Origin of the sequence: Actinomyces radicidentis (assembly GCF_001553565.1) — a bacterium.
Taxonomy (GTDB): Bacteria; Actinomycetota; Actinomycetes; order Actinomycetales; family Actinomycetaceae; genus Actinomyces; species Actinomyces radicidentis.
The window spans coordinates 84,840-109,258 of the sequence record NZ_CP014228.1 but is presented as its reverse complement, the minus strand read 5'-3'; the positions used below and the strand labels follow the sequence as shown (position 1 = coordinate 109,258).

17 protein-coding genes and 1 rRNA gene are annotated in these 24,419 nt (G+C 72.9%); 8 read left to right on the top strand and 10 right to left on the bottom strand.

Annotation, left to right across the window (positions count from 1 at the left end):
• Positions 1 to 85: 85 nt before the first annotated feature.
• The 6 genes from AXF14_RS00480 to AXF14_RS00455 all read right to left on the bottom strand — a co-directional run bounded on the left by AXF14_RS00480 (position 86) and on the right by AXF14_RS00455 (position 5,147).
• On the bottom strand, positions 86 to 1,504 hold the full coding sequence (locus AXF14_RS00480) for an MFS transporter (protein WP_067943816.1): 1,419 nt from the start codon (positions 1,502 to 1,504) through the stop codon (positions 86 to 88).
• 68 nt (positions 1,505 to 1,572) lie between these two features.
• Entirely contained in the window at positions 1,573 to 2,151 is a 579-nt protein-coding gene (locus AXF14_RS00475) for a dihydrofolate reductase (RefSeq protein WP_257721770.1), read from the bottom strand.
• A 113-nt stretch (positions 2,152 to 2,264) separates the two neighbouring features.
• On the bottom strand, positions 2,265 to 3,092 hold the full coding sequence (locus AXF14_RS00470) for a thymidylate synthase (RefSeq protein ID WP_067943812.1): 828 nt from the start codon (positions 3,090 to 3,092) through the stop codon (positions 2,265 to 2,267).
• A gap of 167 nt (positions 3,093 to 3,259) precedes the next feature.
• Positions 3,260 to 3,931, bottom strand: a complete 672-nt coding sequence (locus tag AXF14_RS00465; protein ID WP_067939012.1) for a hypothetical protein — start codon at positions 3,929 to 3,931, stop codon at positions 3,260 to 3,262.
• Positions 3,932 to 4,024: 93 nt separating this feature from the next.
• Positions 4,025 to 4,486, bottom strand: coding sequence for an OsmC family protein (locus AXF14_RS00460; protein WP_067939011.1), 462 nt, complete (start codon positions 4,484 to 4,486; stop codon positions 4,025 to 4,027).
• 166 nt (positions 4,487 to 4,652) lie between these two features.
• Positions 4,653 to 5,147, bottom strand: a complete 495-nt coding sequence (locus tag AXF14_RS00455; RefSeq protein ID WP_067939009.1) for a DUF2505 domain-containing protein — start codon at positions 5,145 to 5,147, stop codon at positions 4,653 to 4,655.
• 62 nt (positions 5,148 to 5,209) lie between these two features.
• Here AXF14_RS00455 and AXF14_RS00450 point away from each other — a divergent pair, with 62 nt between their 5' ends.
• A complete protein-coding gene (locus AXF14_RS00450) occupies positions 5,210 to 6,667 on the top strand; it encodes a sensor histidine kinase (protein WP_067939006.1) in 1,458 nt (485 codons plus the stop codon).
• A 133-nt stretch (positions 6,668 to 6,800) separates the two neighbouring features.
• Here AXF14_RS00450 and AXF14_RS00445 read toward each other — a convergent pair whose 3' ends face one another.
• Both AXF14_RS00445 and AXF14_RS00440 read right to left on the bottom strand, forming a co-directional pair.
• Positions 6,801 to 7,049 (bottom strand): WhiB family transcriptional regulator, encoded by a 249-nt coding sequence (locus AXF14_RS00445; RefSeq protein ID WP_067939003.1) that lies wholly within the window; start codon positions 7,047 to 7,049, stop codon positions 6,801 to 6,803.
• Positions 7,050 to 7,313: 264 nt separating this feature from the next.
• On the bottom strand, positions 7,314 to 10,685 hold the full coding sequence (locus tag AXF14_RS00440) for an FHA domain-containing protein (protein ID WP_067939001.1): 3,372 nt from the start codon (positions 10,683 to 10,685) through the stop codon (positions 7,314 to 7,316).
• Between the two features lie 117 nt (positions 10,686 to 10,802).
• Between AXF14_RS00440 and AXF14_RS00435 the strand changes: the two genes are divergently transcribed.
• Positions 10,803 to 11,699 carry an SOS response-associated peptidase gene (locus tag AXF14_RS00435; protein WP_067938999.1) on the top strand — a complete coding sequence of 299 codons (897 nt, stop codon included), beginning with the start codon at positions 10,803 to 10,805 and terminating at the stop codon, positions 11,697 to 11,699.
• Positions 11,696 to 14,287, top strand: a complete 2,592-nt coding sequence (locus AXF14_RS00430; protein WP_084355234.1) for an NAD-dependent DNA ligase LigA — start codon at positions 11,696 to 11,698, stop codon at positions 14,285 to 14,287. Before AXF14_RS00435 ends, AXF14_RS00430 begins: the two co-directional genes overlap by 4 nt.
• 82 nt (positions 14,288 to 14,369) lie before the next feature.
• On the opposite strand, the gene AXF14_RS00425 is transcribed toward AXF14_RS00430, so the two are convergent.
• Complete coding sequence (locus AXF14_RS00425) at positions 14,370 to 16,124, bottom strand: L,D-transpeptidase (protein ID WP_084355233.1); 1,755 nt, start codon at positions 16,122 to 16,124, stop codon at positions 14,370 to 14,372.
• A 237-nt stretch (positions 16,125 to 16,361) separates the two neighbouring features.
• Between AXF14_RS00425 and gatC the strand changes: the two genes are divergently transcribed.
• The 4 genes from gatC to AXF14_RS00405 all read left to right on the top strand — a co-directional run bounded on the left by gatC (position 16,362) and on the right by AXF14_RS00405 (position 21,390).
• Positions 16,362 to 16,667 carry an Asp-tRNA(Asn)/Glu-tRNA(Gln) amidotransferase subunit GatC gene (gene gatC, locus AXF14_RS00420; protein ID WP_067938997.1) on the top strand — a complete coding sequence of 102 codons (306 nt, stop codon included), beginning with the start codon at positions 16,362 to 16,364 and terminating at the stop codon, positions 16,665 to 16,667.
• Complete coding sequence (gatA, locus tag AXF14_RS00415; RefSeq protein ID WP_067938995.1) at positions 16,664 to 18,193, top strand: Asp-tRNA(Asn)/Glu-tRNA(Gln) amidotransferase subunit GatA; 1,530 nt, start codon at positions 16,664 to 16,666, stop codon at positions 18,191 to 18,193. The genes gatC and gatA overlap by 4 nt, the downstream gene beginning before the upstream one ends.
• Before the next feature lie 3 nt (positions 18,194 to 18,196).
• Complete coding sequence (gatB, locus tag AXF14_RS00410) at positions 18,197 to 19,693, top strand: Asp-tRNA(Asn)/Glu-tRNA(Gln) amidotransferase subunit GatB (RefSeq protein WP_067938993.1); 1,497 nt, start codon at positions 18,197 to 18,199, stop codon at positions 19,691 to 19,693.
• 308 nt (positions 19,694 to 20,001) lie between these two features.
• Entirely contained in the window at positions 20,002 to 21,390 is a 1,389-nt protein-coding gene (locus AXF14_RS00405; RefSeq protein WP_067938991.1) for an NAD-dependent malic enzyme, read from the top strand.
• 123 nt (positions 21,391 to 21,513) lie between these two features.
• Here AXF14_RS00405 and AXF14_RS00400 read toward each other — a convergent pair whose 3' ends face one another.
• The gene (locus tag AXF14_RS00400) at positions 21,514 to 22,071 is read right to left on the bottom strand and encodes a DoxX family protein (RefSeq protein WP_236755696.1); all 558 of its coding nucleotides are present in this window, start codon (positions 22,069 to 22,071) and stop codon (positions 21,514 to 21,516) included.
• Positions 22,072 to 22,818: 747 nt separating this feature from the next.
• Here AXF14_RS00400 and AXF14_RS00395 point away from each other — a divergent pair.
• A 16S ribosomal RNA gene (locus AXF14_RS00395) occupies positions 22,819 to 24,355 on the top strand.
• Positions 24,356 to 24,419: the final 64 nt, after the last annotated feature.

Here is a 24,419-nt window from a genome sequence, read left to right as displayed (position 1 = left end):
CCGGCTTCACGCCGTCGTCCCCGGGGCCGCGTCGCGTCCGGGCGCCGCCCCGCGCCGACGCCGCCGTCGGCCCGGGGCGGCGCGCTCAGGGCCTGAGCGACCCTGCCGTCCAGGCGGTCGTCACGGAGACCGCGAGCACGGCGCCGGCGAGGACGAAGGGTGCGATCGGGTGCCAGCCGTACAGGGTGGTCGCCGTCACCGGCGCGAAGATCCAGGTGAGGGAGCCCGTCGCGTTGAGGATCCCGGCGACGCCGCCCTGCTCGGGCCCGCTCACCGCCAGCGAGCCCCCGGCGGTGAAGCCCGGGCTGGTGAGCCCGGCGGCGAGCCCCACGCAGAAGGTCGCGCCGGCCATGAGCGGGAGGCTCGGCGCGAGGGCGAGGACGACGAGCGCGACGAGCGCGAGGGTGACGCCCGTGCGCACGAGCCGCTGCGGGCGCCAGCCCAGGCGGGGCACCGCGACGAGCTGGGTGAGCATGGCGCCCGCGGCGTTGGCGAGCAGCATGACCGCGGTGACCGAGACGGCCCGCTGAGGGCTGAGCCCCAGGCGGTCCTGGACGATGAAGCCCGCGATGATCTGGACGACGCCGGAGGTGAAGAACATGCCGAAGGCCGCCCCGATCCAGGGCAGCAGCCGCGGGTCCGTCCAGGACACGCGCGGCGGGAGAGCACGGGCCGCGGGGCGCGCGGCGGGGGAGACGGGACCGCCCGCCGTGACGGTGCCGGCCCCGCTGGGGCCCGCCTCGCTGAGGGCGGACTCGAGAGTCGCCGGCTCGGGGAGCACGGTCGCACCGGGGCCCGCGGGCGCGGCGAGCGCCGCGGCGCTCGGGGCGTCCCTGGCTGTCGTGACGGGGTCCGCCGTCACCGGGCGGCGCAGGGCCCGCCTCATCCGGCGACGGCGCCGGTGCGGCTCGGTGCCGTCGCGCGGGATCCCGACGAGCCCGATGACGAGGGCGATGACGACGAAGACCGGCGTCGCGTGGACGGGCGCGTAGATCGACCAGGCCCCCAGCGCGCTCGAGACCACCGAGCCGATGACGATGGAGAGCTGGATGGAGCCCGAGAAGGCCGCCATCCCGCGTACGCGGTCCTCCTCGGCGGGGGTGATCTCGGCGACGAGGGCCTGACCCGTCGGCGGGATCGCGGAGACGGCGGAGCCGAAGAAGGGGCCGCGGGCGACGACGATCCCGAGGGCCGCGGCCGTGGCCCCGAGGGCGCCGGCGGCGCGCAGCGCGACGGCCCCGGAGAACAGCGAGCCCGCGATGACCGCGAGGGTCAACGAGGTGAGCAGGACGCGGCGGCGTCCCCAGGCGATGGAGCGCCGCCCCCAGAACTGGGAGAGCAGGGTGACGAAGAGGGCGGCCGAGGAGACGGCCAGGCCCACGATCCACTCCCGCAGGCCGAGCGCACGGGCGAGCGGGGCGATCGACACGTTGAGCATGTTCTGCGCGACGTAGGTGAACAGGCAGATCGCCAGCAGAGCGCGCAGCGTCGGGTTCGCGAGCAGGGAGGCGCGCGGGGCGCGGCGCTCCGGCTCCGGCGCGGCCCCTGCGACCCCGGTCTCCGGGCCGGCGCTCACGAGCGGGTGAGGCGGTCGAGCCGCCACCGGGTGCCGCGCGACTCGCGCCAGGCGCCGTCGGGGTCCGAGGTCGCCGCGTCACGGACCCACTCGGGCGCCTCGAGCGTGGGCACGCGGACGAGCGCGGAGCCGGGCAGGCCGCGCTCGCGGGCGACGCAGGCGGCGTCGACGTCGATGGTGGAGACGAGGACCTCGTCGAGGAGACGCTCCTCGAGCGCCTGACGGTAGACGGTGCCGCCGCCGATGACCCAGGTGCGGGGGAGCGGACGGTGGGCCTCGTCGCGAGGGTCCTCGGGCAGGGCGGCGGCGAGCTCACGGGCGCGCCCGAGCGCCTCGGGCAGGCCGCCCGCGACGGCGGCGACGCCGTCGGCGCTCCACCCGGGCCGCCGGGTGAGGACGACGCTCGTCCGCCCGGGCAGGGCGGCCCCGATCGAGTCCCAGGTGGTGCGGCCCATGACGATGACGCCGCCGAGGGTCGTCGCCCTGAAGTGCGCGAAGTCGCCGGGCACCCGCCACAGCATGGTGCCGTCGGCGCCGATGATCCCGCTGGGGTCCTGGGCCCAGATCGCCCCCACCCGGGTCCCCCCGGGCGCTGCAGTCCCCGAGATCGGGACATCCTGACCGCGAGATCGGGACATCGTGGCGCCGGGACCGGACGCCGACCCGGCTCCGAGCTGCTCGGCCCCGCTCACACCGCCACCGGGGCCTTGATCACGGGGTGGTGCTCGTAGCCGGCCGAGGCGTCAATGCCGTCCATCGTGTAGGCGTCGATCGACTCCGCCCGCTCGAGCCGCAGCGTCGGGAAGGGGTGCGCCTGCGGGACTCGGGAGAGCTGCTCGCGGACCTGCTCGACGTGGTTGTCGTAGACGTGGCAGTCCCCGCCCGTCCACACGAGCTCGCCGACCTCGAGGCCCGCCTGCTGGGCCAGCATGTGGGTGAGCAGCGCGTAGGAGGCGATGTTGAAGGGCACGCCGAGGAACATGTCCGCGCTGCGCTGGTAGACCTGCAGCGAGAGACGGCCGTCGGCCACGTAGAGCTGGAAGAAGGCGTGGCACGGCGCGAGCGCCATGCGGTCGAGCTCGGAGACGTTCCAGGCGGAGACGAGCATGCGGCGCGAGTCGGGATCCTTCCGCAACGTCTCGATGACGCCGGTGATCTGGTCGATCGTGCCGCCGTCGCGCGAGGGCCAGGACCGCCACTGGACGCCGTAGACGGGGCCGAGCTCGCCGTCGGCGTCGGCCCACTCGTCCCAGATGGTGATGCCGCGCTCCTGGAGCCATCGGACGTTGCTCGCGCCCTGGAGGAACCAGAGCAGCTCGCCCTTGACGGCCTTCATGGCGACGAACTTCGTCGTGATCCGCGGGAAGCCGGCGGAGAGGTCGTAGCGCAGCTGCCGGGCGAAGAGCGAGCGGGTGCCCGTGCCCGTGCGGTCGCCCTTGGGGGTGCCGTGGGCGAGGACCTCGGCGAGGAGCTCCTCGTAGGCAACGTCGACGCCGTCGGGCGGGGTCAGGCCCATCTCGGCGAGGGTCGGGTAACGGCCGACCGCGGGCGTCTGGGCGCTGGTCGTGCTGGGGCTGCTCGGGGTGCTCACGGCGCCAACGTAGCGCGGGCGGCCCGGAGCCTGCGAGCGGGGTTGGCTCGCGGTCGCCGGACCGTCCGCGCCGTGGTGCTGCCGGGTGGGGCTCAGGCCTCGATGACCTCGACGTCGTCGACGTCGATCGGTGCCGGGCCGAGGGCCGCGCGGGCGCCGTCGATGACCTGGTTGGCCAGCGCCCGACCGCCGGACCAGCCGATGGCGGCGCCGATGCCGAAGGGCACGAGGCGGCCGACGGCGAGGGCACCGCCGCGCACGGCGGCGCGCTTGGCCATCCGCTTGGTGAGCTGCTTGTTGATGCCCTTGACGGTCGGCATCGGCATGCCGGCGAGGTGCTGGGCGGCCCAGAACAGCGAGGTCAGGCCGAGCGAGCCCTGGATCGTCTCGGCGCCCTCCTCGCCCAGCAGGGCGGACAGGACGAGCGCGCGGCGCTTGTCGACGTCGACGACGCGCAGGCCCTGGAGCTCGGCCACGGTGAGCACGTACTTGACCGCGGAGCCGAGGAACACGGCGGTCTGGCCGACGGTGAGGGCGGCGGCGGAGCCCGTGCCGATCGCGGGCAGAGCGGCGGAGGCCCCGACGGCGCCGGAGGTCAGTCCGGCCTCGTTGCGGAATCGCGCGGCGGCGAGGTCGACGAGCTCGGCGACCTCCGCCTTGGGGTTCTCGCGCCGCAGGTGGGCGACGTTCTCCTCGATCTTGCGCGCCGGGACGGCGATGGCCTTGTCGAGGGCTCGCTCGAGGGCGGTGGGCTTCATGGTCATGGTGCCTCCCTGGTCGTGCTGGTCGTGGGGTGGTCGCCGCGGCGGGGCAGCCGTCGTCGCCGGGCCCGTTCGGGGGGGCGACGGTGACGGGGCTCAGTCCTCGTCGTTGAGCAGGTGCAGGCGGACGCCCGCGCCGTGCTCGAGGGTGTGGCCGACGGTGCATCCGCGCTCGATGGCGCCCTCGACGCGCTCGGTGAGCGTGGCGAGCTTGCCGGCGTCGAGGCCGGACAGGTCGGTGATGATCTGGACGTCGAGGTCGGAGTAGCGCTCCTCCTCCTCGTTCTTGATGGAGGCGCAGATGACGTTCGCCTCGAAGTCCTCGCCGAGGGCCTTGGCGAGGCGGTGGTCGGCGGAGAGCGTGTTGCACGTGGCCAGGGCGATCTTGAGGAGCTCGCCGGGGGAGAACTCGCCCGGGCCCATGCCGACGCGCACCTCGGCGCCGTTGCCGTTGTGGGCGAGGTACTGGCGGGTGCCGGTGCGCTCGGCCCACACGGAGTTCTTCTCCGTGGGCTCGATGATGTCGTCGGGGCGCGGGGTGCTGGTCTGCTCACTCATGACCCGAATGGTGGCACGGCGCCGCTGAACCGACCACCGCTACGCGCCGTCATGCGCGAGCGGCTGAATGGCGCCGCCGCGGGAATATCCCGCGGACTCAGCGGGGAGCGCGTCCCGACGGCGGCCCGGCGGTCGGTCGGGCCGACTGCGGTGATACCCGGTGCGCTCAGTGGGCGGCGAGCCAGTCGGCGCCGCGCTTCTCCTCGTCGGTGACGACGCGCCCGCTCATCGACAGCGCCTTGTCCTCGATGGAGCGGCCGACGAGCGGCACGGAGACGGACAGGTCGACGTCGTAGGTGACGGCGGTGCCCGCCGCGACGGGGGTGAGGCGTCCGGTCGCGGAGGCGCGCACGGGGGCGCCCGTGGCGGCGACGTCGAGGGCACCGGTCCGCGTGCCGTCGGCGCCGGGCCCGCCCCAGGACTCGGTCACGGTGAACGAGAGCGCCGAGCGCACGAAGCGCCGTGCGGCGGAGGGCAGGCGGGTGGGAGGGACGGTGCCCGAGAGGGTGGCGGTGAAGCCCTCGCCGCTCGGCGTCACGTCGACGTCGGCGTCGTCGAGCCCGAGCCTGGCCGCGCGGCGGCGCTGGTAGGCCGGGTCCGCGAGCATGGAGGCCACGCGGGCGGGGTCGGCCGGGTAGGTGAACGTGACGGACTTCCTCATGGGGGAGGATCCTGCCACGGACCGGCCCGGCGGGTCCTCGAGCGCCCCGGTACGCTGCCCCCGTGCCTACCCTGCTGCCCTCCTCGCTCCGCGGCGTCGTCGAGCTCGACCCCGCCGACCTCGACTGGCTCCACCAGCTGGTGGGGGACTGGCAGGTCATCGCCGACCTGTCGGTGTCCGACCTCGTGCTGTGGGCCCGCACCGAGTCGGGGCGCTTCGTCGCCATCGCCCACTGCCGTCCCTCGACGGGCACGACCGTCCACCTCGAGGACGTCCTGGGCCTGCGCATGCCGAGCGCCCGCGAGGAGCTCGCCCTCCGGACCCTGGAGAGCGCCGAGACGCAGGTCGCCCCGGATCCGGAGTGGACGGGCACGACGGCGGTGCGCGAGCAGTACGTCCCCGTCGTCCGCGACGGGCGGGCCTTCGCCGTCATCACCCGTGAGACGAGCGTCGGCGTCCTGCGCGCCGGCCGTCTGGTCGAGCAGCCGATGGAGTCGATCGCCGACGCCCTGTGCGCCATGATCGCCGAGGGGTCCTTCCCCGTGAAGGGCGCGGCCACGGGCCTGCGCCACGGCACGCCCCGCGTCGCCGACGGCGTCGTGCGTCTCGACACGGACGGCGTCATCGTCTACGCCTCCCCGAACGCCCGCTCCTGCTTCCACCGCCTGGGCGTCACGGGCGAGCTCACCGGCACCCAGCTCGCCGAGGCCGTCACGACGATCATCCCCGAGCGCACCCCGGTCGATGAGACGATGGCGGTCGTCCTCATGGGGCGCCAGGCGTGGTTGACCGAGATCGAGGTCGGCGGGGTCTTCCTCTCCCTGCGCTCCATCCCGCTCGCTTGCCACGGCGAGCGCGCCGGCGCGTGCCTCCTGGTGCGGGACGTGACCGAGATCCGCCGCCGCGAGCAGGTCCTCCTCAACAAGGACGCGACGATCCGTGAGATCCACCACCGCGTCAAGAACAACCTCCAGACGGTCTCCGCGCTCCTGCGCCTCCAGGGGCGCCGCGCGACCAACGACGAGACCCGGGAGGCGCTGGCCGAGGCCGAGCGGCGCGTGGACACGATCGCGACCGTGCACGAGGCGCTGAGCCAGAACGTGGACGAGCACGTCGACTTCGACGAGGTCTTCTCCTCGATCCTGCGCCTTGCCGCGACGGTGGCGACGTCGTCGGGGTCGGTGACCACGCACCTGGAGGGCGGCTTCGGGATCATCGACGCCGACGCCGCCCAGGCCCTCGCCACGGTCCTCGCCGAGCTCGTGACGAACGCCGTCGAGCACGGTCTCGAGGACCGCGACGGCGTCGTCACCGTGCGGGCCGAGCGCCGCGGGACCGACCTGACGATCCACGTCATCGACGACGGTGCCGGCGTGGAGGAGGGCACGATCATGGGGGGCCTCGGCACCCGCATCGTGACGACCCTCGTGCGCGGTGAGCTGCGCGGCACGATCGACTGGCTGCCCGCCGAGGGCGGCGGCACGGACGTCGTCATCCACGCGAGGCTGCTGAGCGCCTGAGCCGGACGACCTGCCCCGGACGTGAGGGAGCCCCCGCGGACCGTGGTCCGCGGGGGCTCCTTTCGGCGCTGGAGGGCTCGGCGCTCAGGAGGAGCGGCGGGCGCGGGCGGCGCGGCGCTTGAGGGAGCGGCGCTCAGGAGGAGCGGCGGGCGCGGGCGGCGCGGCGCTTGAGGGAGCGGCGCTCGTCCTCGCTCATGCCGCCCCAGACGCCGGCGTCCTGACCGTTCTCGAGGGCCCACTTGAGGCAGGTGTCGACCACGTCGCAGCGGGCGCACACCTCCTTGGCCTCGGCGATCTGGGCGATGGCCGGACCGGTGTTGCCCACGGGGAAGAAGAGCTCGGGGTCGACGGTGAGACATGCGGCCTGACTGCGCCAGTCCATGAGGGCTCCTTCGTGTGGTTCTGCTGCGGTGCCACCTGCCGTCGACCAACCCGGGGGAGCCGGGATCTGAACGGTGAGTGACCGCGTCCTGGCCCAACTTTCACACGCGTCGTTTTCCCGGACAAGGGGTCAGCGGTGAGACCTGCGCCCAGCACCTGTCGTGATGCTCACAGCCGCGAATCCTTGATTTCTCAACACTTCTGGACGTCCCGTGATGACATCGTGACACGACGGCGCCGGTGGCGGCGATGGTCCCGTCGTCAACTACCTGTGGACCACCTGGACGGGCACCGCGGTGCCCCGGGCGACGAGCGCACCCCGCCCCGGCGCCGCCGGCGCCCGGACGTCCACGACGGCGCGCAGCGGGGTCCCCGCCACCTGCGCCGAGGGCCCGCTCCCGGGACGCAGGACGAGGAGGTCCGCGCGCTCGCGCAGCACCGCCAGCGGGCCTCGGTAGGTCCCGGCGCAGCGCTCGGTCGTCGCCGCGGCGAGGACCGTCCGCCCCGCCGCCAGCGCCTCCTCGACCCGAGACTGCTCCTGTGGGGAGGCGAGGTCGAGGTCGTCGAGGAGAAGCGCCTCCGGGAGCCCGGTCTCCCGCCGCGCCCGAGCCAGCGCCGCGAGGGCGGTGCTCCGCCCCGAGCCGCGCGGGCCGACGACGAGGACGCTCCCGGCGGGCACGGCGAGGGCCGCGGCCCCGTCCCCTCCCACGGCCCACGAGCCGTGGACCGGGGCGGCGGCAAGGGGCAGGGGCTTCAGACGGCGGTGCGACCCGCCGTCCGGTCCGCGGTACCCCTCGCCCCTGCCCGGCAGCACCACCTGGCAGGCCGTCGTCCCGCAGACCTCGAGTAGGACGCCCGCGCCCGGGCGCCGACCGGTGGTGACGCCGCGCGGGAGCCCGGCGACCGAGGCCTGCGCCGGCTCGGGCGCGCCCAGCACGAGCCGCGTCGGCAGCCGGCCCGCCCAGCGCGTCGTCGCCGCTCCCAGCGAGGCCGAGACGACGAGCCCGGTCCCCAGCGACGGGAGGGTGCGCACGAGTGCGTCGAGCATCGCCTGCCCCTCACCGGGGCCGAGCTGCTCGTCGACCGCCACGACGAGGGACTCCGCGTCGTCCAGGACGAGGAGGTCGCCGGCGAGGTCGCCGTCGAGGGCCAGGCGCCAGAGGCGAGCGAGGCGCCGCGGGTCGCGCGGCCCCACCACCGTCCCCGGCGTCCACGCCGTCGCCCCGAGCCGCTCCCACGCCGCCCCGCACAGCTGGGGGACCAGACCGCGCAGGGCGGCACCGCGGGCCGCGGACCCCAGCGCCGAGGTCCGCCCCGACCTCGACGAGCCCAGGACGAGGAGGGGATCGGTCGGCTCCCACGACCACCGTCCCAGCCGCTGCTCCTCGGGCAGGTCCGTGAGGGCGAGGAGCACCGGACCGCGACGGCGCCGGTCCGACGGCGCCGCTCGCCGCGCGAGGCAGGGGAGCGGCGCCGCCCACGGGCGGAAGGGCCGGCCCCGCCCTCGGGCCGCCGCCGCGATCTCGCGGACCGCCGCGGCGACGTCGCGCTCCCGGCCGGCCCACGGCGCCTGCGCCGGTCGTGGGCCGGCGTCCTCGGCGGCGCCTGCGACCAGGACCCGGCCTGGGACCCGCTCGAGCCGTGCGGCGCCGTCGTGCCCGAGGACGTCGCGGGAGTCGGCGGGGTCGAGGACGCGCAGGCACACGCGCAGCGTCGTGTTCGCGCGGATCGACGGCGTCACGGCGCCCTGGGGGCGCTGCGTGGCCAGGACGAGGTGGATGCCGAGGCTGCGCCCCTGCGCCGCCACGCGCACCAGGGCGTCCAGGACGTCGGGGTGCTCGGCGGCGAGCGTCGCGAACTCGTCGACGACCACCACGAGGCGGGGCAGCCGGTCGGGTCGGGGGAGGGCCCCGACGTCCTTCGCCCCGGCCCTCGCCAGGACCCGCTCACGGCGCCGGCCCTCGGCCCTCAGCGAGGACAGGGCGCGCCACGTCCCGGCGGGGTCGAGGTCGGTGAGGACCCCCGCCACGTGCGGCAGGCCGCGCAGCGGGTCGAAGGCCGCACCGCCCTTGTAGTCGACGAGGACGAGCGCGAGGCGCTCGGGCGGCTGCGCCAGGCACAGCTGGAGGACCCAGGAGGTGAGCAGCTCGCTCTTGCCCGAGCCCGTCGTCCCGGCCAGGAGCGCGTGAGGCCCGTCGGCGACGAGGTCCGCGCGGAGGGCACCGCCCTCCCGCACGCCGAGGACGGCCGGCAGGAGGTCCTCGTCGTGGCGGGACCACGAGCGGGCGACGCGCTCGCGGTCGATCTCGCCGGTGACCCCGCTCAGGCGGACGGTGCCGGGCAGGCCCGAGTCGGGGGCCTCGGACCGGTCCTCCGTGAGCGCGAGGTCGAGCACGGCCCGCATCCAGCGCTCCGTCAGCGGGATCCCGGGGTCGTTCCCGTCGAGGACGCGGCTGACGGAGGCGGGCAGGTCGCGCCGCACCAGGTGCGCACCGAGTGCTGCGGGCTGACGCGGCTCGGACCTCGTGCCCTGTTCGGCACCCCGGGCGCGGACCGGGTCGACCGCGGAACCCGGGCCCGCGGCGGCAGGCGTCCCGTCGAGCGGACCGGCCGTGACGACCGTGTCCCGGAGGGCGTCGGCGGCCCCCGGCGGCGGGGCCTCGACGGCGACGACCGTCGCGCAGCCGCCGTCACGGGGCCAGCGCAGCCGCAGCCCGTCCTGCGCCGCGCCGAGCACCACGTCGCCGCGAGCGGCCGCCTGCGCCACCCACCACGCCAGCGCCCGCGAGGCGCCGGGGCCGCGCAGGGCCACGGCGTCGCCGGGACCGATGGCGATGACGGACCGGCGGCGCCGACGCCCCGCCCACGCTCGGATCGTCTCGCCGTCACGTCCCGCCGAGCCCGCGCCGGCAGCGGGACCGTCGCCGACCGGGGCGCGTCCTCTCCCCGAGGCGACCGCCAGCAGCATCCCCGCGGGGTCCGGCTCGCGGCCGCGCCGTCCCCGCCACCCCGCCGTCGCGCGGGCGCCTCGCCCGCGGCCGCCGAGCGCCGGCACGAGGCGCGACGCCGCCATGAGCAGCATCGGGACGACCATGAGCGACCCCAGCAGCCCGCGGGAGCCGGTGAGGGTGCCGACGACGGCGACGCCCGCCATCGCGAGCACCGCGACGACGGGTACGAGCACCGCCCACCGCGCCGTGCGGTCGCCCGGTGGGACGGGCACGGCGAGCGCGGTGGGCCGGGTGCGCAGCTCGAGGACGGTCCCTCCGGCCCGGACGCGGTCGCCCGGCACGAGCCGAGTCGGCGCGGAGCCGAGGCGGCGCCGTCCCCGACCGCGGCGCAGGATCACGGTCCCGTTGCGGGACCCCGGGTCGGAGACCAGGACCCGGCCCCCGCGCAGGCGCACTCGCAGCTGCGTCCGGGATAGCGCCGGGTCCGTGAGGACAGCGCCCCGGCCCACGTCGCGTCCGTCGACGAGGGGGACGACGAGGCCCGCGTCGGGGCCCTCGAGGACCGCGAGGTGGTGGTCCGCGGTGAGGGCCTCGAGCGCCGCCCGCGTCCCGCCCGGTGACGTCCGGTGCGGTTCATCCGGGTGCGGGCGGGCGACGGCGGGGGAGAGGGCTGCGAGGGAGGGCACCCGCGCAGCCTCGCCCGGCGCCGCACCCCGCCGCCGAGCCCCTGTGAACGCCCCCGGGCCCACCTCGCACGGCGACGCCTGTGGAGCCGCGCCCGAGCCCCGTGCCAGGCTGGGCGCATGTGCGGACGATACGGATCCTGGACCGGTGACACGGTCCTCGCCGAGCGCTTCGGCGCCACCACCTGGCCCGAGACCCAGGAGCTGCGCCCCTCGTGGAACCGCGCCCCGGGCGCCGACGTCCGGGTCCTCGTCGAGCGGCCGCTCAGCCCCGACCAGCGCGACGACCCCGCCGCCGATCACGGCTCCCCGACCCTGCCGGACGACCCTGGGGCCCCCGTCCGCCAGCTCCGCGCCGCCCGCTGGGGCCTCCTGCCCGTGTGGGCCAAGGAGGCCAGGGCCGCCTTCCGCGCCTTCAACGCCCGCTCGGAGACGGCGGCCTCCAAACCCACCTTCCGCGCCTCGATGCGCTCCTTCCGCGCCGTCGTCCCCGCCGACTGCTGGTACGAGTGGCAGCGCCCCGCCACGGGGCCCGACGGCGAGCCCCTCACCCGTGCGGAGGCGAATCGCCTCAAGCGCCCCTACGCCGTCACCCGGGCGGACGAGGCGCCCCTCGCGCTCGCGGGCCTGTGCTCCTGGTGGCGCCTGCCCGGCGCCCCGGAGGACCTGCCCGAGGACCCCGACGAGGCCGCCGCGCTCCTCACGCTCCCCGAGGGCGTCCGGCCCGGACCCTCCCTCCACGGCCCCTGGCTCCTCACCTGCTCGATCCTCACCCGCGACGCCCGCGAGGACCTCGACTGGCTCCACGACCGGGAGCCCGTCGTCCTGCGCGACGAGGACGTCGACGCCTGGCTCGACCCGGCCCTGCGCGACGGGGAGGCCGCCGCCGCGATGCTGTCCGGCCCGCGCCCCCCGCTGCGCTGGTGGGAGGTGGGATCCGCCGTCGGATCCACCCGCTCCGACGGCGTCCGGCTCGTCACCCCGCTGGACCCCTCCGCGATCGTGTCGCAGGCATGAGCGAGGATGGCCCGGTGAGCGACCAGAACTCCCCGTCCGATCCGAACGAGCAGCCGCGCGAGCGGCCCACCGCCCCTGCCGCGCCCGGCGTCCCCGAGACCGCCCGCGCCCGCTGGAGCGAGCTCGCCGCCGCCGTCGGGCGCGCCCGCGCCGCCTACTACGACGCCGTCGACGCCGAGTCCCCGCTCTCCGACGCGGACTACGACGCCCTCTACCGCGAGCTCGAGGACCTCGAGGCCGCCTACCCCGAGCTCGCGTCCGCCGGCACGCCCACCGCGGAGGTCGGCGGCTCGCGCACGCAGGCCTTCGCTCCGGTCGAGCACCTCGTGCGCATGTACTCCCTCCAGGACGTCTTCAGCCTCGAGGAGGTCGAGGAGTGGGCCCAGCGCGTCGCCGGTGAGCTCGGCGTCCCGGACGGCGAGCTCCCCATGACCGCCGAGGTCAAGATCGACGGCCTCGCCATCGCGCTCACCTACGAGGACGGCGTCCTCACCCGCGCCGCCACCCGCGGCGACGGCACCACCGGCGAGGACGTCACCGCGAACGTCGCCACCATCTCGTCCATCCCGCAGCGACTCACCGGCGACGACGTCCCCTCCCTCATCGAGGTCCGCGGCGAGGTCTACTTCCCGGTCGAGGCCTTCGCCGAGTTCAACCGGGCCCGCCAGGAGGAGAACGCCGCCCGCGAGGCCCGCAACGGAGAGGCCGAGGCCGCCTCCGAGCCCGGCAAGCGGGTCAGGCGCGAGCCGATGCTCCAGGTCTTCGCCAACCCCCGCAACGCCGCCGCCGGCTCCCTGCGCCAGAAGGACCCCGCCGTCACCGCCTCGCGCCCGCTCGCGATGATCGCCCACGGCATCGGCGCCTTCACCCCGGCCCCAGGGGAGTCCCTCCCGGACACGCAGCACGAGTGGTACGAGCTCCTCGCGCGCTGGGGCCTGCCCGTGTCGCCCTACAACGAGCTCGTCTCCGGCCGGGCCGCCCGCGAGGCCTACATCGCCCGCTACGCCGAGCACCGCCACGACCTCATCCACGAGATCGACGGCATCGTCTTCAAGGTCGATGCCCGCCCCCGCCAGGACGAGCTCGGCTACACCTCCCGCGTGCCCCGATGGGCCACCGCCTACAAGTACCCGCCGGAGGAGGTCCGCACCCGCCTCCTCGACGTCGACGTCCAGGTCGGCCGCACGGGCCGCGTCACGCCCTTCGGGATCATGGAGCCGGTCCTCGTGGCCGGCTCGACGGTCGCCCGCGCCACCCTCCACAACGCCACCGAGGTCGCCCGCAAGGGCGTGCGGATCGGTGACATGGTCATCCTGCGCAAGGCGGGCGACGTCATCCCCGAGATCGTCGGCCCCGTCCTCGAGCTGCGCGACGGCACCGAGCGCCCCTTCGTCATGCCCGCGACCTGCCCGTCCTGCGGGACGGAGCTGGCGCCGGCCAAGGAGGGCGATGTCGATCTGCGCTGCCCGAACACCCGCTCCTGCCCGGCCCAGCTCACCGAGCGCGTCGCCCACGTCGGCTCGCGCGGGGCGCTGGACGTCGAGGGCCTCGGGGATGAGGCCGCCGCCGCCCTCACCCAGCCCGACGCCGGCCGCGAGGAGGCCCTCGCGGCCCTCGCCACCGGCCACTACCTCGAGACCGAGCGCGGGCGCGTCCGCGTGCCCGCGGCCGAGCTTAAGGCGGTGCCGGCGGCCGAGCGCCTCGACCTCGTCGAGAGCACCGTCGCGCAGGCGGGCGTCGCGGAGCAGGAGCCGGTCCTCACGAACGAGGCGGGCCTCTTCGAGCTCACCGCGGAGGACCTGCGCGACGTCCTCGTCTACCAGCTGGTGCGGCGCCGCGGCGAGCCGACGGGGGACTGGCGCCTCACCCGCTTCTTCTGGTCCAAGCAGACCTACGAGAAGGACGGCTCCGTCAAGAAGGCGACCGTCCCAGGCAAGAACGCGACTGCGATGCTCGCCGAGCTCGAGGGCGCCAAGGAGCAGCCGCTGTGGCGGGTCCTCGTGGCGCTCTCCGTCCGGCACGTCGGGCCGACGGCCGCCCGGGCGCTCGCCGGCCGCTTCGGCTCCATCGAGGCCCTGCGCGAGGCGAGCCTCGCCGAGCTCTCCGAGGTCGACGGCGTCGGCCCGACCATCGCCGCCGCCTGGAGGGACTGGCTCGAGGTGGACTGGCACATCGAGATCCTCGACCGCTGGGCCGCAGCGGGCGTGCGCACGGCCGACGAGACGTCGGGGGAGGAGACCCCTCAGACCCTTGCCGGGCTCACCGTCGTCGTCACCGGCTCGCTGACGGGCTTCACCCGCGACGGCGCGAAGGAGGCGATCGTCTCCCGCGGGGGCAAGTCCGCCGGCAGCGTCTCGAAGCGGACGAGCTTCGTCGTCGTCGGGGAGAACGCCGGGTCCAAGGAGACCAAGGCTCGCGAGCTCGGCCTGCCGATCCTCGACGAGGCCGGCTTCGAGCGGCTCCTCGCCGAGGGGCCCGGGGCCTTCGTCGAGCCCGAGGAGCCGACGACCAGTACCACCGACGCCGCACCCGCCGTTGCCGCCGGGGCCCCCGGCGCGGCTCCCGAGCCGAGCGACCCGGAGGCCTGAGCGAGCGCGACCCGCGAGAGCGACGACGGGGCCCCGGTGACCATCAGGTCACCGGGGCCCCGTGCTGAGCGCCGGTCGCGGCTCAGTAGTGGCTGACGACGGTCGTGCCGACCTCGTCCCAGTCGTAGAACCACTTGGCGTCGGAGACGGGCATGTTGAGGCAGCCGTGGGAGCCGGAGTAGCCGAAGCTCGAGCGCCACGGGGCGCCGTGGAGCGCGTAGCCCTCGTAGAAGTAGCTGATCCACGGGACGCCCTCGGTCTTGTAGTCCGAGCCGTCGGCGTTCTGGCCCTGCATCGTCTGCGACGCGTACTTGAGGTAGACGTGGAAGGTGCCGGTGACGGTCGGGGTGGCCGAGGCGCCGTCGACGACGCTGACCGGGCCGCGGACGACCGTCGAGCCCGCGTAGGCGGTGACGGTCTTGCTGCTGAGGTCGATGTCGATCCACTTCTCGCCCTCGGCGGCCTGGTACGCGAGGTTCTCGGCGCCGTCGGCGATGGTGCGCTCCTTCCACTCGGCCTTCGTCGTCTCGGTCTTGAAGGTGCCGGTCCAGCCCTGGCCCTTGGGGAAGGCCTCGGTGAGCGCGGTGGCGATCTCGTCCATGTTGGCGACCTTCGTGCCGTCGACTGCCTCGGTGACGGTCTCGACGACGTCGCCCTTGGAGTTGACGTTGCGGACGCCGGTGACGGCGTCGACGTTGAGGGTGGCGCCCTCAGTGGCGACCCACTCGCCGATCTTGGAGCCGTTGGCGCCGAGCGTCGGGGCGGCGCCGTCCTGGGCGGTGACGGTCACCCAGGAGGCCTTGGTGGCCTCGTCGGGGGTGAAGGTCTTCGAGCCGTCCTCGTTGCTGACGGTGACGTCCTGGGCGACGAGCGCGTTCGCGGCGTCGGCGACCTTCTGGGCGTCCTCGTCGGAGACGGCGGGCGGGGTGGTCGAGTACTTCACCGAGATCGACTTGGAGGTGAGGTCCTGCGCGGCGGCCTTCGCGGCCTCCTCCATGGCGGAGGCGTCGAGGCTCGTGCCGTTGACGGCGTTCGTGATGACGAAGCTGGTGCCGTCGTCCGAGAGGACGACGGAGGCGTTCCTGGCGGCGGTCTTGTCCGCGGGGACGAGGGACTGCGCGTACTCCTGGGCGGTGGCGACGTCGGTCTTCGTGACGACGTCGACGCTCGTGTGGTCGACGAGGGCCTTGAAGCGGCCGGTCACGCTCCCGGAGGCGGCCATGGCGGCGTCGGCGGTCTTCTCCGCGTCGACCGTGGTGCCCAGGTCCGCGAGGGAGGCGGTGGCGGTGGCGTCACCGGTGATGGTGACCTCGCTCTTGGCGGCCTCGTCCTCGACGAGGGAGACGATCTCGGCGCGGGTCATGCCGGAGACGTCCGTCCCGGCGACGGTCGTGCCGGGCGTCGCGGCGTCGGTGTAGTGCTCGGAGTAGGCGTAGGCCCCGCCTCCGACGACGCCGACGAGGATGAGCGCGGCGGCGGCGATCCAGGGCCAGCGGCGACGACGTCGCGGCGTCTCCTCGGCCTCGTCGTCCCAGGTGCCGGCGTGCGAGCCGCCGTCCTCGGCGTCCCTCGCCTCGTCGGGGGTGACGGCGGCGAGCGTCGTCGTCTCGGCGGCCGGGGCGACGACGGGGACGACGGTCGTCTCGGCCGCCTCGGGGGCGCTGGCGGCCGTCGCGCCGCTCGTGGGGATGATCGACGTGCGGGAGACGCGGTCGGCGGGCGCCTCGGAGGACGCGGCCGGGCGCGATCCTGCGGCGTCGCCGTAGGGCGAGCTCAGGACGGCGGTCTCGTCGTCGGAGGGGCGCGTGCTGCTCTGGGGGAGGTCCTCGCTGCGCATGGTGTCCTTGTCCCGGACGGGCCCGCCGGGTAGCGGGCCGTCCTGTCCGTAGCGCCCGCGAGATGCGGGGCACCGGACCATGACACCGGCAGGTCGCTGCGATGTCAATCATCCTCGCGGGTGAGGCCGTGTGAGGTGGTGCATGGGGAGGAGGTGGTCCCCGCGATGCGAGGAGCCCGCCGTCCGAGGTGTCACGCGGATGACGGCGCCGCCCGGCCGGGTGGATACACTCGCCCCATGTCTGCCATCTCCAAGGACGAGGTCGCCCGCGTCGCGGCGCTCGCGCGCGTGGCCCTGACGGACGAGGAGGTGACGCGCCTGGCTGGTGAGCTGGACGCCGTCGCGTCCTCCTTCGCCCGGGTCACGAGCGTGGTCACGCTGGACCTGCCGGCCACCTCGCACCCCGTTCCGCTGACCAACGTGCTGCGCGAGGACGTCGCGGGGCCGACCCTCGACGTCGACGAGCTGCTCGCCGGCGCCCCGGCCAGCGAGGAGTCCATGTTCCTCGTGCCGCAGATCCTGGGAGAGGACTCCGCCTCATGACCGACGCCTCGACCCTTATCAAGTGCACCGCGGCCGAGCAGGCCGCCGCCCTGGCCGCCGGGGAGGTCTCCTCCCGCGAGCTGACCCAGGCGCACCTCGACCGCATCACCGCCGTCGACGGCGCCGTGGGCGCCTTCCTCGACGTCTCCGCCGGGAAGGCCCTGGCTGACGCGGACGCCGCCGACGAGGCCCGCCGCTCCGGCGAGGGAGTCGGCGAGCTCACCGGCGTGCCGGTCGCCGTCAAGGACCTCTTCGTCACCCGCGGCCAGGTCACGACCGCCGCCTCGAGGATCCTCGAGGGATGGGTCCCGCCGTACGACGCGACCGCCGTCGCGAACCTGCGCGCCGCCCACCTGCCGATCCTCGGCAAGACGAACCTCGACGAGTTCGCCATGGGCGGCTCCACCGAGCACTCCGCCTTCGGACGCACCGCCAACCCCTGGGACCTCGGCCGCATCCCCGGCGGCTCCTCGGGCGGCTCCGCGGCCGCCGTCGGCGCCTTTGAGGCCCCGATCGCGCTGGGCACGGACACGGGCGGCTCGATCCGCCAGCCCGCGGCCGTCACCGGCACCGTCGGTGTCAAGCCGACCTACGGCACCGTCTCCCGCTTCGGCGTCATCGCCATGGCCTCGTCCCTGGACACCCCCGGCCCCATGGGCCGCACCGTCCTGGACACGGCCCTCCTCCACGACGTCATCGCCTCCTACGACGAGCTGGACTCGACGTCGCTGTCCGACGCCCCGCGCGGCATGGCCGACGTCGTGCGCGCCGCCCAGGCCGGGCGCGACCTCACGGGCCTGCGGGTCGGCGTCATCGCCGAGCTCGACGGCGGTGAGGCCTACCAGCCGGGCGTCGTGGACTCCTTCCACGCGGCCCTGACGCTGCTCGAGTCCGCCGGCGTGACCATCGAGACGGTCTCGCTGCCGAACCTCGAGTACGCGCTGGACGCCTACTACCTCATCATGCCCGCGGAGGTCTCCTCGAACCTCGCCCGCTACGACGGCATGCGCTACGGCCTGCGCGTCGAGCCCGGCGAGGGCCCGGTCACCGCGGAGACGGTCATGGCCGCTACCCGCGGCGCCGGCTTCGGCGACGAGGTCAAGCGCCGCATCATCCTGGGCACGCACGTGCTCTCGGCCGGCTACTACGACGCCTACTACGGCTCCGCCCAGAAGGTCCGCACCCTCGTCCAGCGCGACTTCGCCGCCGCCTGGTCGACGTACGACGTCCTCGTCTCACCGACTGCGCCGACCACCGCCTACAGGTTCGGCGAGAAGGACGACCCCATGGCCATGTACGCCATGGACGTCACGACCATCCCGGCGAACCTCGCCGGCGTCCCCGGCATGTCCCTGCCCTCGGGGCTCTCTGACGACGGCCTGCCCGTCGGCTTCCAGGTGCTCGCCCCGCAGCGGGCCGACGACCGCCTCTACCGCGTCGGCGCCGTCCTGGAGGCCGCGCTGGAGGAGTCCTGGGGCGGCCACCTGCTGGACCGCGCCCCCGAGCTGAACGAGAAGGAGGCCTGAGCCATGGCTGATGAGCTCATGGACTACGACGAGGCCGTTGAGCGCTTCGACCCCGTCATCGGGCTCGAGGTGCACGTCGAGCTCGGCACCGCGACCAAGATGTTCGACGCTGCCCCCAACACCTTCGGCGGCGAGCCCAACTCCCGCGTGACCCCCACGAGCGTCGGCCTGCCCGGCGCCCTGCCCGTGGTCAACAAGAAGGGCGTCGAGTACGCGATCCGCATCGGTCTTGCGCTGGGCTGCTCCATCGCCGAGTCCTGCCGCTTCGCCCGGAAGAACTACTTCTACCCGGACCTCGCCAAGGACTTCCAGACCTCCCAGAGCGACGAGCCGATCGCCTACGAGGGCGCCCTCGAGGTCGAGCTCGAGGACGGTTCCTTCTTCACGGTGCCGATCGAGCGCGCCCACATGGAGGAGGACGCCGGCAAGAACACGCACATCGGCGGCGCCGACGGCCGCATCGAGGGCGCCGACCACTCGCTGGTCGACTACAACCGCGCCGGCGTGCCGCTGGTCGAGATCGTCTCCCATCCCATCATCGGGGCGGGCGCGAAGGCCCCCGAGGTCGCCAGCGCCTACGTGCGCACCCTGCGCGACATCTTCCGGGCCCTCGGAGTCTCCGAGGCCCGCATGGAGCGCGGCAACGTCCGCGCGGACGTCAACGTGTCTCTGCGCGAGTCCCCGGACGCGCCGCTCGGCACCCGCACGGAGACGAAGAACGTCAACACCTTCCGCGGGATCGACGGCGTCATCCGCTACGAGATCCAGCGCCAGGCGGCGATCCTCGCCGCAGGCGGCACGGTCCTCCAGGAGACGCGTCACGGCCAGGCCGACGGCACGACCAAGCCCGGTCGCGTCAAGTCCGACGCCGACGACTACCGCTACTTCCCGGAGCCGGACCTCGTCCCCGTGGCCCCGAGCCGCGAGTGGGTCGAGGAGATCCGCCAGTCCCTCCCGGAGATGCCGGCCGCCAAGCGCCGTCGCCTCAAGGAGGAGTGGGGCCTCGCGGACGAGGAGATGCGCGACGTCGTCAACGCCGGCGCGCTCGAGCTCATCGAGGCCACGACGCTGGCCGGCCCCTCCGGCCAGGCGGCCCGCAAGTGGTGGATGGGCGAGCTCGCCCGCAAGGCCAAGGAGCAGGAGACCTCCCTCGAGGAGCTCCCGGTGACGCCGGAGCAGGTCGCGCAGCTGCAGAAGCTCGTCGACGACGGTCGCCTCACGGACAAGCTGGCCCGCCAGGTCCTCGAGGGCGTGCTCGCCGGCGAGGGCGACCCGGAGGCGGTCGTCGAGGCCCGCGGCCTCGAGGTCGTCTCGGACGACTCGGCGCTGCTGGCCGCGGTGGACGAGGCCCTCGCCGCCAACCCGGACGTCGCGGACAAGATCCGCGGCGGCAAGGTGCAGGCGGCCGGCGCGATCGTCGGCGCGGTCATGAAGGCGACGAAGGGGCAGGCGGACGCCAGGCGCGTGCGCGAGCTCGTCATGGAGCGTGTCGCCCAGTAACCACCCCGCCCCTTCTCGCGAGATCGGGACATCCTGACCTCGAGATCGGGACATCCTGCTCGCGAGTTCGGTCGCACCATGCGCTGAGCTCGGTCGTACCGCAGTTCTCAGCACCAGCACCACCCGGACGGGTCGGGCTCCTCACGGGGCCCGGCCCGTCCGTCGTGCCCGGCCCGTCCGTCGTACGCGGCGGACGCCGGTTCCCGGACCGCTGTCCCGGTCGCCGCCGCCCGAACGCCGGTAGGCTCGTGCCGAAGGACCCCACCAGGACCGCACGACGTCGTGCCGCCCGCCCACGAAGGAGCCCCATGGCGCAGCCCAGCCCCAGCTACACCGTCGCCCTGCACCTCTCGGTGCCCGCCTCGCAGAAGGCGGTGACCACCCTCGTCGACACGGCCTCGAGCGTCGGCGCCATCGTCAACGGCGTCGACGTCGCGGACACCGACGGCGACCGCCTCACCGTCGACCTCACCGCGGACACGCGCGACTCCCGCCACCGCACCGAGCTCGTCGAGGCCCTCAAGGCGATCGACGGCGTCGAGGTGCACAACGTCGGTGACTCGACCTTCCTCGCCCACGTCGGCGGCAAGATCGAGATCAGCCCCCGCTACCCGATCAACAACCGGCGCGACCTCGCTCGCGTCTACACGCCCGGCGTGGCCCGCGTCTGCAAGGCGATCCACGACCACCCCGAGCGCGCCCGCCAGCTCACCATCAAGAAGAACACGGTCGCCGTCGTCACCGACGGAACCGCCGTGCTCGGACTGGGCGACATCGGCCCGGCGGCGGCGATGCCCGTCATGGAGGGCAAGGCGGTCCTGTTCAAGCAGTTCGGCGGGGTCGACGCCTGGCCGGTCGCGCTGGACACGAAGGACCCCGAGGAGATCATCGCGATCGTCAAGGCGATCGCCCCGGCCTACGGCGGCATCAACCTCGAGGACATCGCGGCCCCGAAGTGCTTCGACATCGAGGCGCGCCTGCGCGAGGAGCTCGACATCCCCGTCTTCCACGACGACCAGCACGGCACCGCGATCGTGACGCTGGCGGCGCTCATCAACGCGCTCAAGGTGGTGGGCAAGCGGATCGAGGACGTGCGGATCGTCCTGTCCGGCGTCGGCGCCGCCGGATCGGCGATCGCCAGGCTGCTCATGGCGTCCGGAGCCACCGACATCGTCGGCTACGGCCGCTCCGGGGCGCTCGACGCCGCCCACACGGAGGGGATGAACGAGCACCGGCGCTGGCTGGCGGAGCACACGAACCGGCGCGGCGTGACGGGCTCGCTCAAGGAGGGGCTGGCCGGCGCGGACGTCCTCATCGGCGTCTCCTCGGGCAACATCCTCGAGCCGGCGGACCTCTCCGTCATGGCGGAGGACGCGATCGTCTTCGCGATGGCGAACCCGACACCGGAGGTGGACCCGATCGGTGCCGCCGACCGCGCCGCGGTGGTGGCGACGGGCCGTTCGGACTTCCCGAACCAGATCAACAACGTCCTGGCCTTCCCGGGCCTGTTCCGCGGCCTGCTCGACACGGGCATCACGGACATCTCGGTGGAGCTGCTGCGCGCGGCGGCCGAGGGCATCGCCTCGGTCATCCCGGACGAGGATCTGAGCCCCGTCTACATCATCCCGGGCGCCTTCGACACGAGGGTCGCCGACGCCGTCGCCTCGGCGGTCCGTCGTCTGGCCTCTGAGTCCTGACGACGGACCGGCGCGGTCTCTGCGGAGCCCGCGGCACGGGTACGGGAGAACCCCGGTCGAGCGAGCTGCTCGACCGGGGTTCTGCGTGGTGCCACGGGATCGCCGCGGCGGGTGGGGGAGGGGTCAGCGGAGCCAGGACTCGTCGACGAGGCCGCGCCACCACTTGCCGAGGCCCCAGGTGTCGCCGGCGCGCACGAGCATGAAGAAGATGATGGCGAAGGCCATGACCCAGTGGTCGTCGACGATCGGGTTGGTCGCGGCGTCCTCGGTGCCGCCCGTGGCGATGGGCCACTCGGCGAGGTACATGAAGAGGAGGAGCAGCGGGGCGGCCACGGAGGTGACCTTGAGGCCGATGCCGAGGATGAGGGCGGTGCCGATGGCCAGGAGCCCGAGCATGAAGAGGATGTCGCCGAAGGAGTTGGCGAAGAGGTTGAAGAAGCCGCTGAAGGGGCTCTTGGCGGCGACGAACTTGATGAAGCCTTGGGCGGGGGTGCCCCCGCGGATCCAGGCCTTCTCGTGAGCGGTGGCGAAGCCGAAGCCGAAGGTCTTGTCGATGAAGGCCCACAGGAAGTAGAAGCCGATGATGATGCGCAGGACCGCGAGGACCTTGCGGCCGGCGGCGGAGGTGACTCGGTCCTCGCCGCGGACGACGTCCTTGGCCATGGTGTCAGTGGAGGCCACTGTGTCTCCTTGGATATCGCGCGGACCTGGGGTGGGCCCGCTGGGAATGTTGAGGGTTGAATTGAACCGGAGCCGTAGTGCAGCACGTGCAAGTTGAGCATGCAAGGACTGTGCAGATCTTGCATGGGTGTGTTGCGGGCGGTTGTCCGACGACAGTGGCGGAGTCGGGACCGTCGTCCCAGCGCCTTGCGGGGCTCGCCCCGGGAGGGTGAACGGGCGGCGACGGCGGCGTGACGAGCTGTGGCTCGGATCATGCGTTCTCGGTTTGACCCGGTAGGGGGGCGGCTGCCTAAAGTACAGCCCGTTGCGCCGCACGGCAGGCCCGCGAAAGCCTGGCACGGCAACGCAACGCACAACATGGAGGCCTCCTCCGATGTGACCGAGAGCAATTCCTCGAAGTTGACATCAGGCGAACGGATCCTTAAAGTTGTGTAGGTCGCTCGCCGGAGCGAGTTGTTACGGAAACGTAGCAATGAGAGCCGGGTGGGTGTGTTGTTTGAGAACTCGATAGTGTGTCATGTTTTTTATGCCATAGTGAGCATTCTGGATGGCTGGTGCTGCCCTGTTGTGGGGTGGTTTGGTTGTTTGGTTTGTTTGTTTTGTTTTGGTTTGCTCACCCCGGCTTCCTCGTCGGTTGCGGGGTGGGTTGAGCCTGGAGATGTTTTTTCTCTGAGTTGTTTATTGTTTGGCTTCCTGCGTGGCTGCCCTGCTGGGGCCTTGGCTATTGTGGGTTGTTCTTGACAAGTTTTTTTGGAGAGTTTGATCCTGGCTCAGGACGAACGCTGGCGGCGTGCTTAACACATGCAAGTCGAACGGTGAAGCCCCAGCTTGCTGGGGTGGATGAGTGGCGAACGGGTGAGTAACACGTGAGTAACCTGCCCCCTTCTTCTGGATAACTGCCGGAAACGGTAGCTAATACGGGATACTCATTCCCTGCCGCATGGTGGGGTTTGGAAAGGTTTTTCTGGTGGGGGATGGGCTCGCGGCCTATCAGCTTGTTGGTGGGGTGATGGCCTACCAAGGCTTTGACGGGTAGCCGGCCTGAGAGGGTGGACGGTCACACTGGGACTGAGACACGGCCCAGACTCCTACGGGAGGCAGCAGTGGGGAATATTGCACAATGGGCGCAAGCCTGATGCAGCGACGCCGCGTGAGGGATGAAGGCCTTCGGGTTGTAAACCTCTTTCGCCAGTGAAGCAGGCCAGGCCTTATTGGCTTGGTTGACGGTAGCTGGATAAGAAGCGCCGGCTAACTACGTGCCAGCAGCCGCGGTAATACGTAGGGCGCAAGCGTTGTCCGGAATTATTGGGCGTAAAGAGCTCGTAGGCGGCTGGTCGCGTCTGTCGTGAAATCCCCTGGCTTAACTGGGGGCTTGCGGTGGGTACGGGCCGGCTTGAGTGCGGTAGGGGAGACTGGAACTCCTGGTGTAGCGGTGGAATGCGCAGATATCAGGAAGAACACCGGTGGCGAAGGCGGGTCTCTGGGCCGTTACTGACGCTGAGGAGCGAAAGCGTGGGGAGCGAACAGGATTAGATACCCTGGTAGTCCACGCCGTAAACGTTGGGCACTAGGTGTGGGGGCTCTTTCCGGGGTTTCCGCGCCGTAGCTAACGCATTAAGTGCCCCGCCTGGGGAGTACGGCCGCAAGGCTAAAACTCAAAGGAATTGACGGGGGCCCGCACAAGCGGCGGAGCATGCGGATTAATTCGATGCAACGCGAAGAACCTTACCAAGGCTTGACATGTGAGTGACCGCCGCAGAGATGTGGTCTCCCCCTTGTGGGGCGCTTTCACAGGTGGTGCATGGTTGTCGTCAGCTCGTGTCGTGAGATGTTGGGTTAAGTCCCGCAACGAGCGCAACCCTCGTCCCGTGTTGCCAGCACGTCGTGGTGGGGACTCGCGGGGGACTGCCGGGGTCAACTCGGAGGAAGGTGGGGATGACGTCAAATCATCATGCCCCTTATGTCTTGGGCTTCACGCATGCTACAATGGCCGGTACAGTGGGTTGCGATACCGTGAGGTGGAGCGAATCCCTTAAAGCCGGTCTCAGTTCGGATCGGTGTCTGCAACTCGACACCGTGAAGTTGGAGTCGCTAGTAATCGCAGATCAGCAACGCTGCGGTGAATACGTTCTCGGGCCTTGTACACACCGCCCGTCACGTCATGAAAGTCGGCAACACCCGAAGCCCGTGGCCCTACGGGGAGCGGTCGAAGGTGGGGCTGGTGATTGGGACGAAGTCGTAACAAGGTAGCCGTACCGGAAGGTGCGGCTGGATCACCTCCTTTCTAAGGAGCCCTTCTATGAGTCACCACCGGTGACGGGCCAGCCGGACAGTGGTTGGTCGGTTGG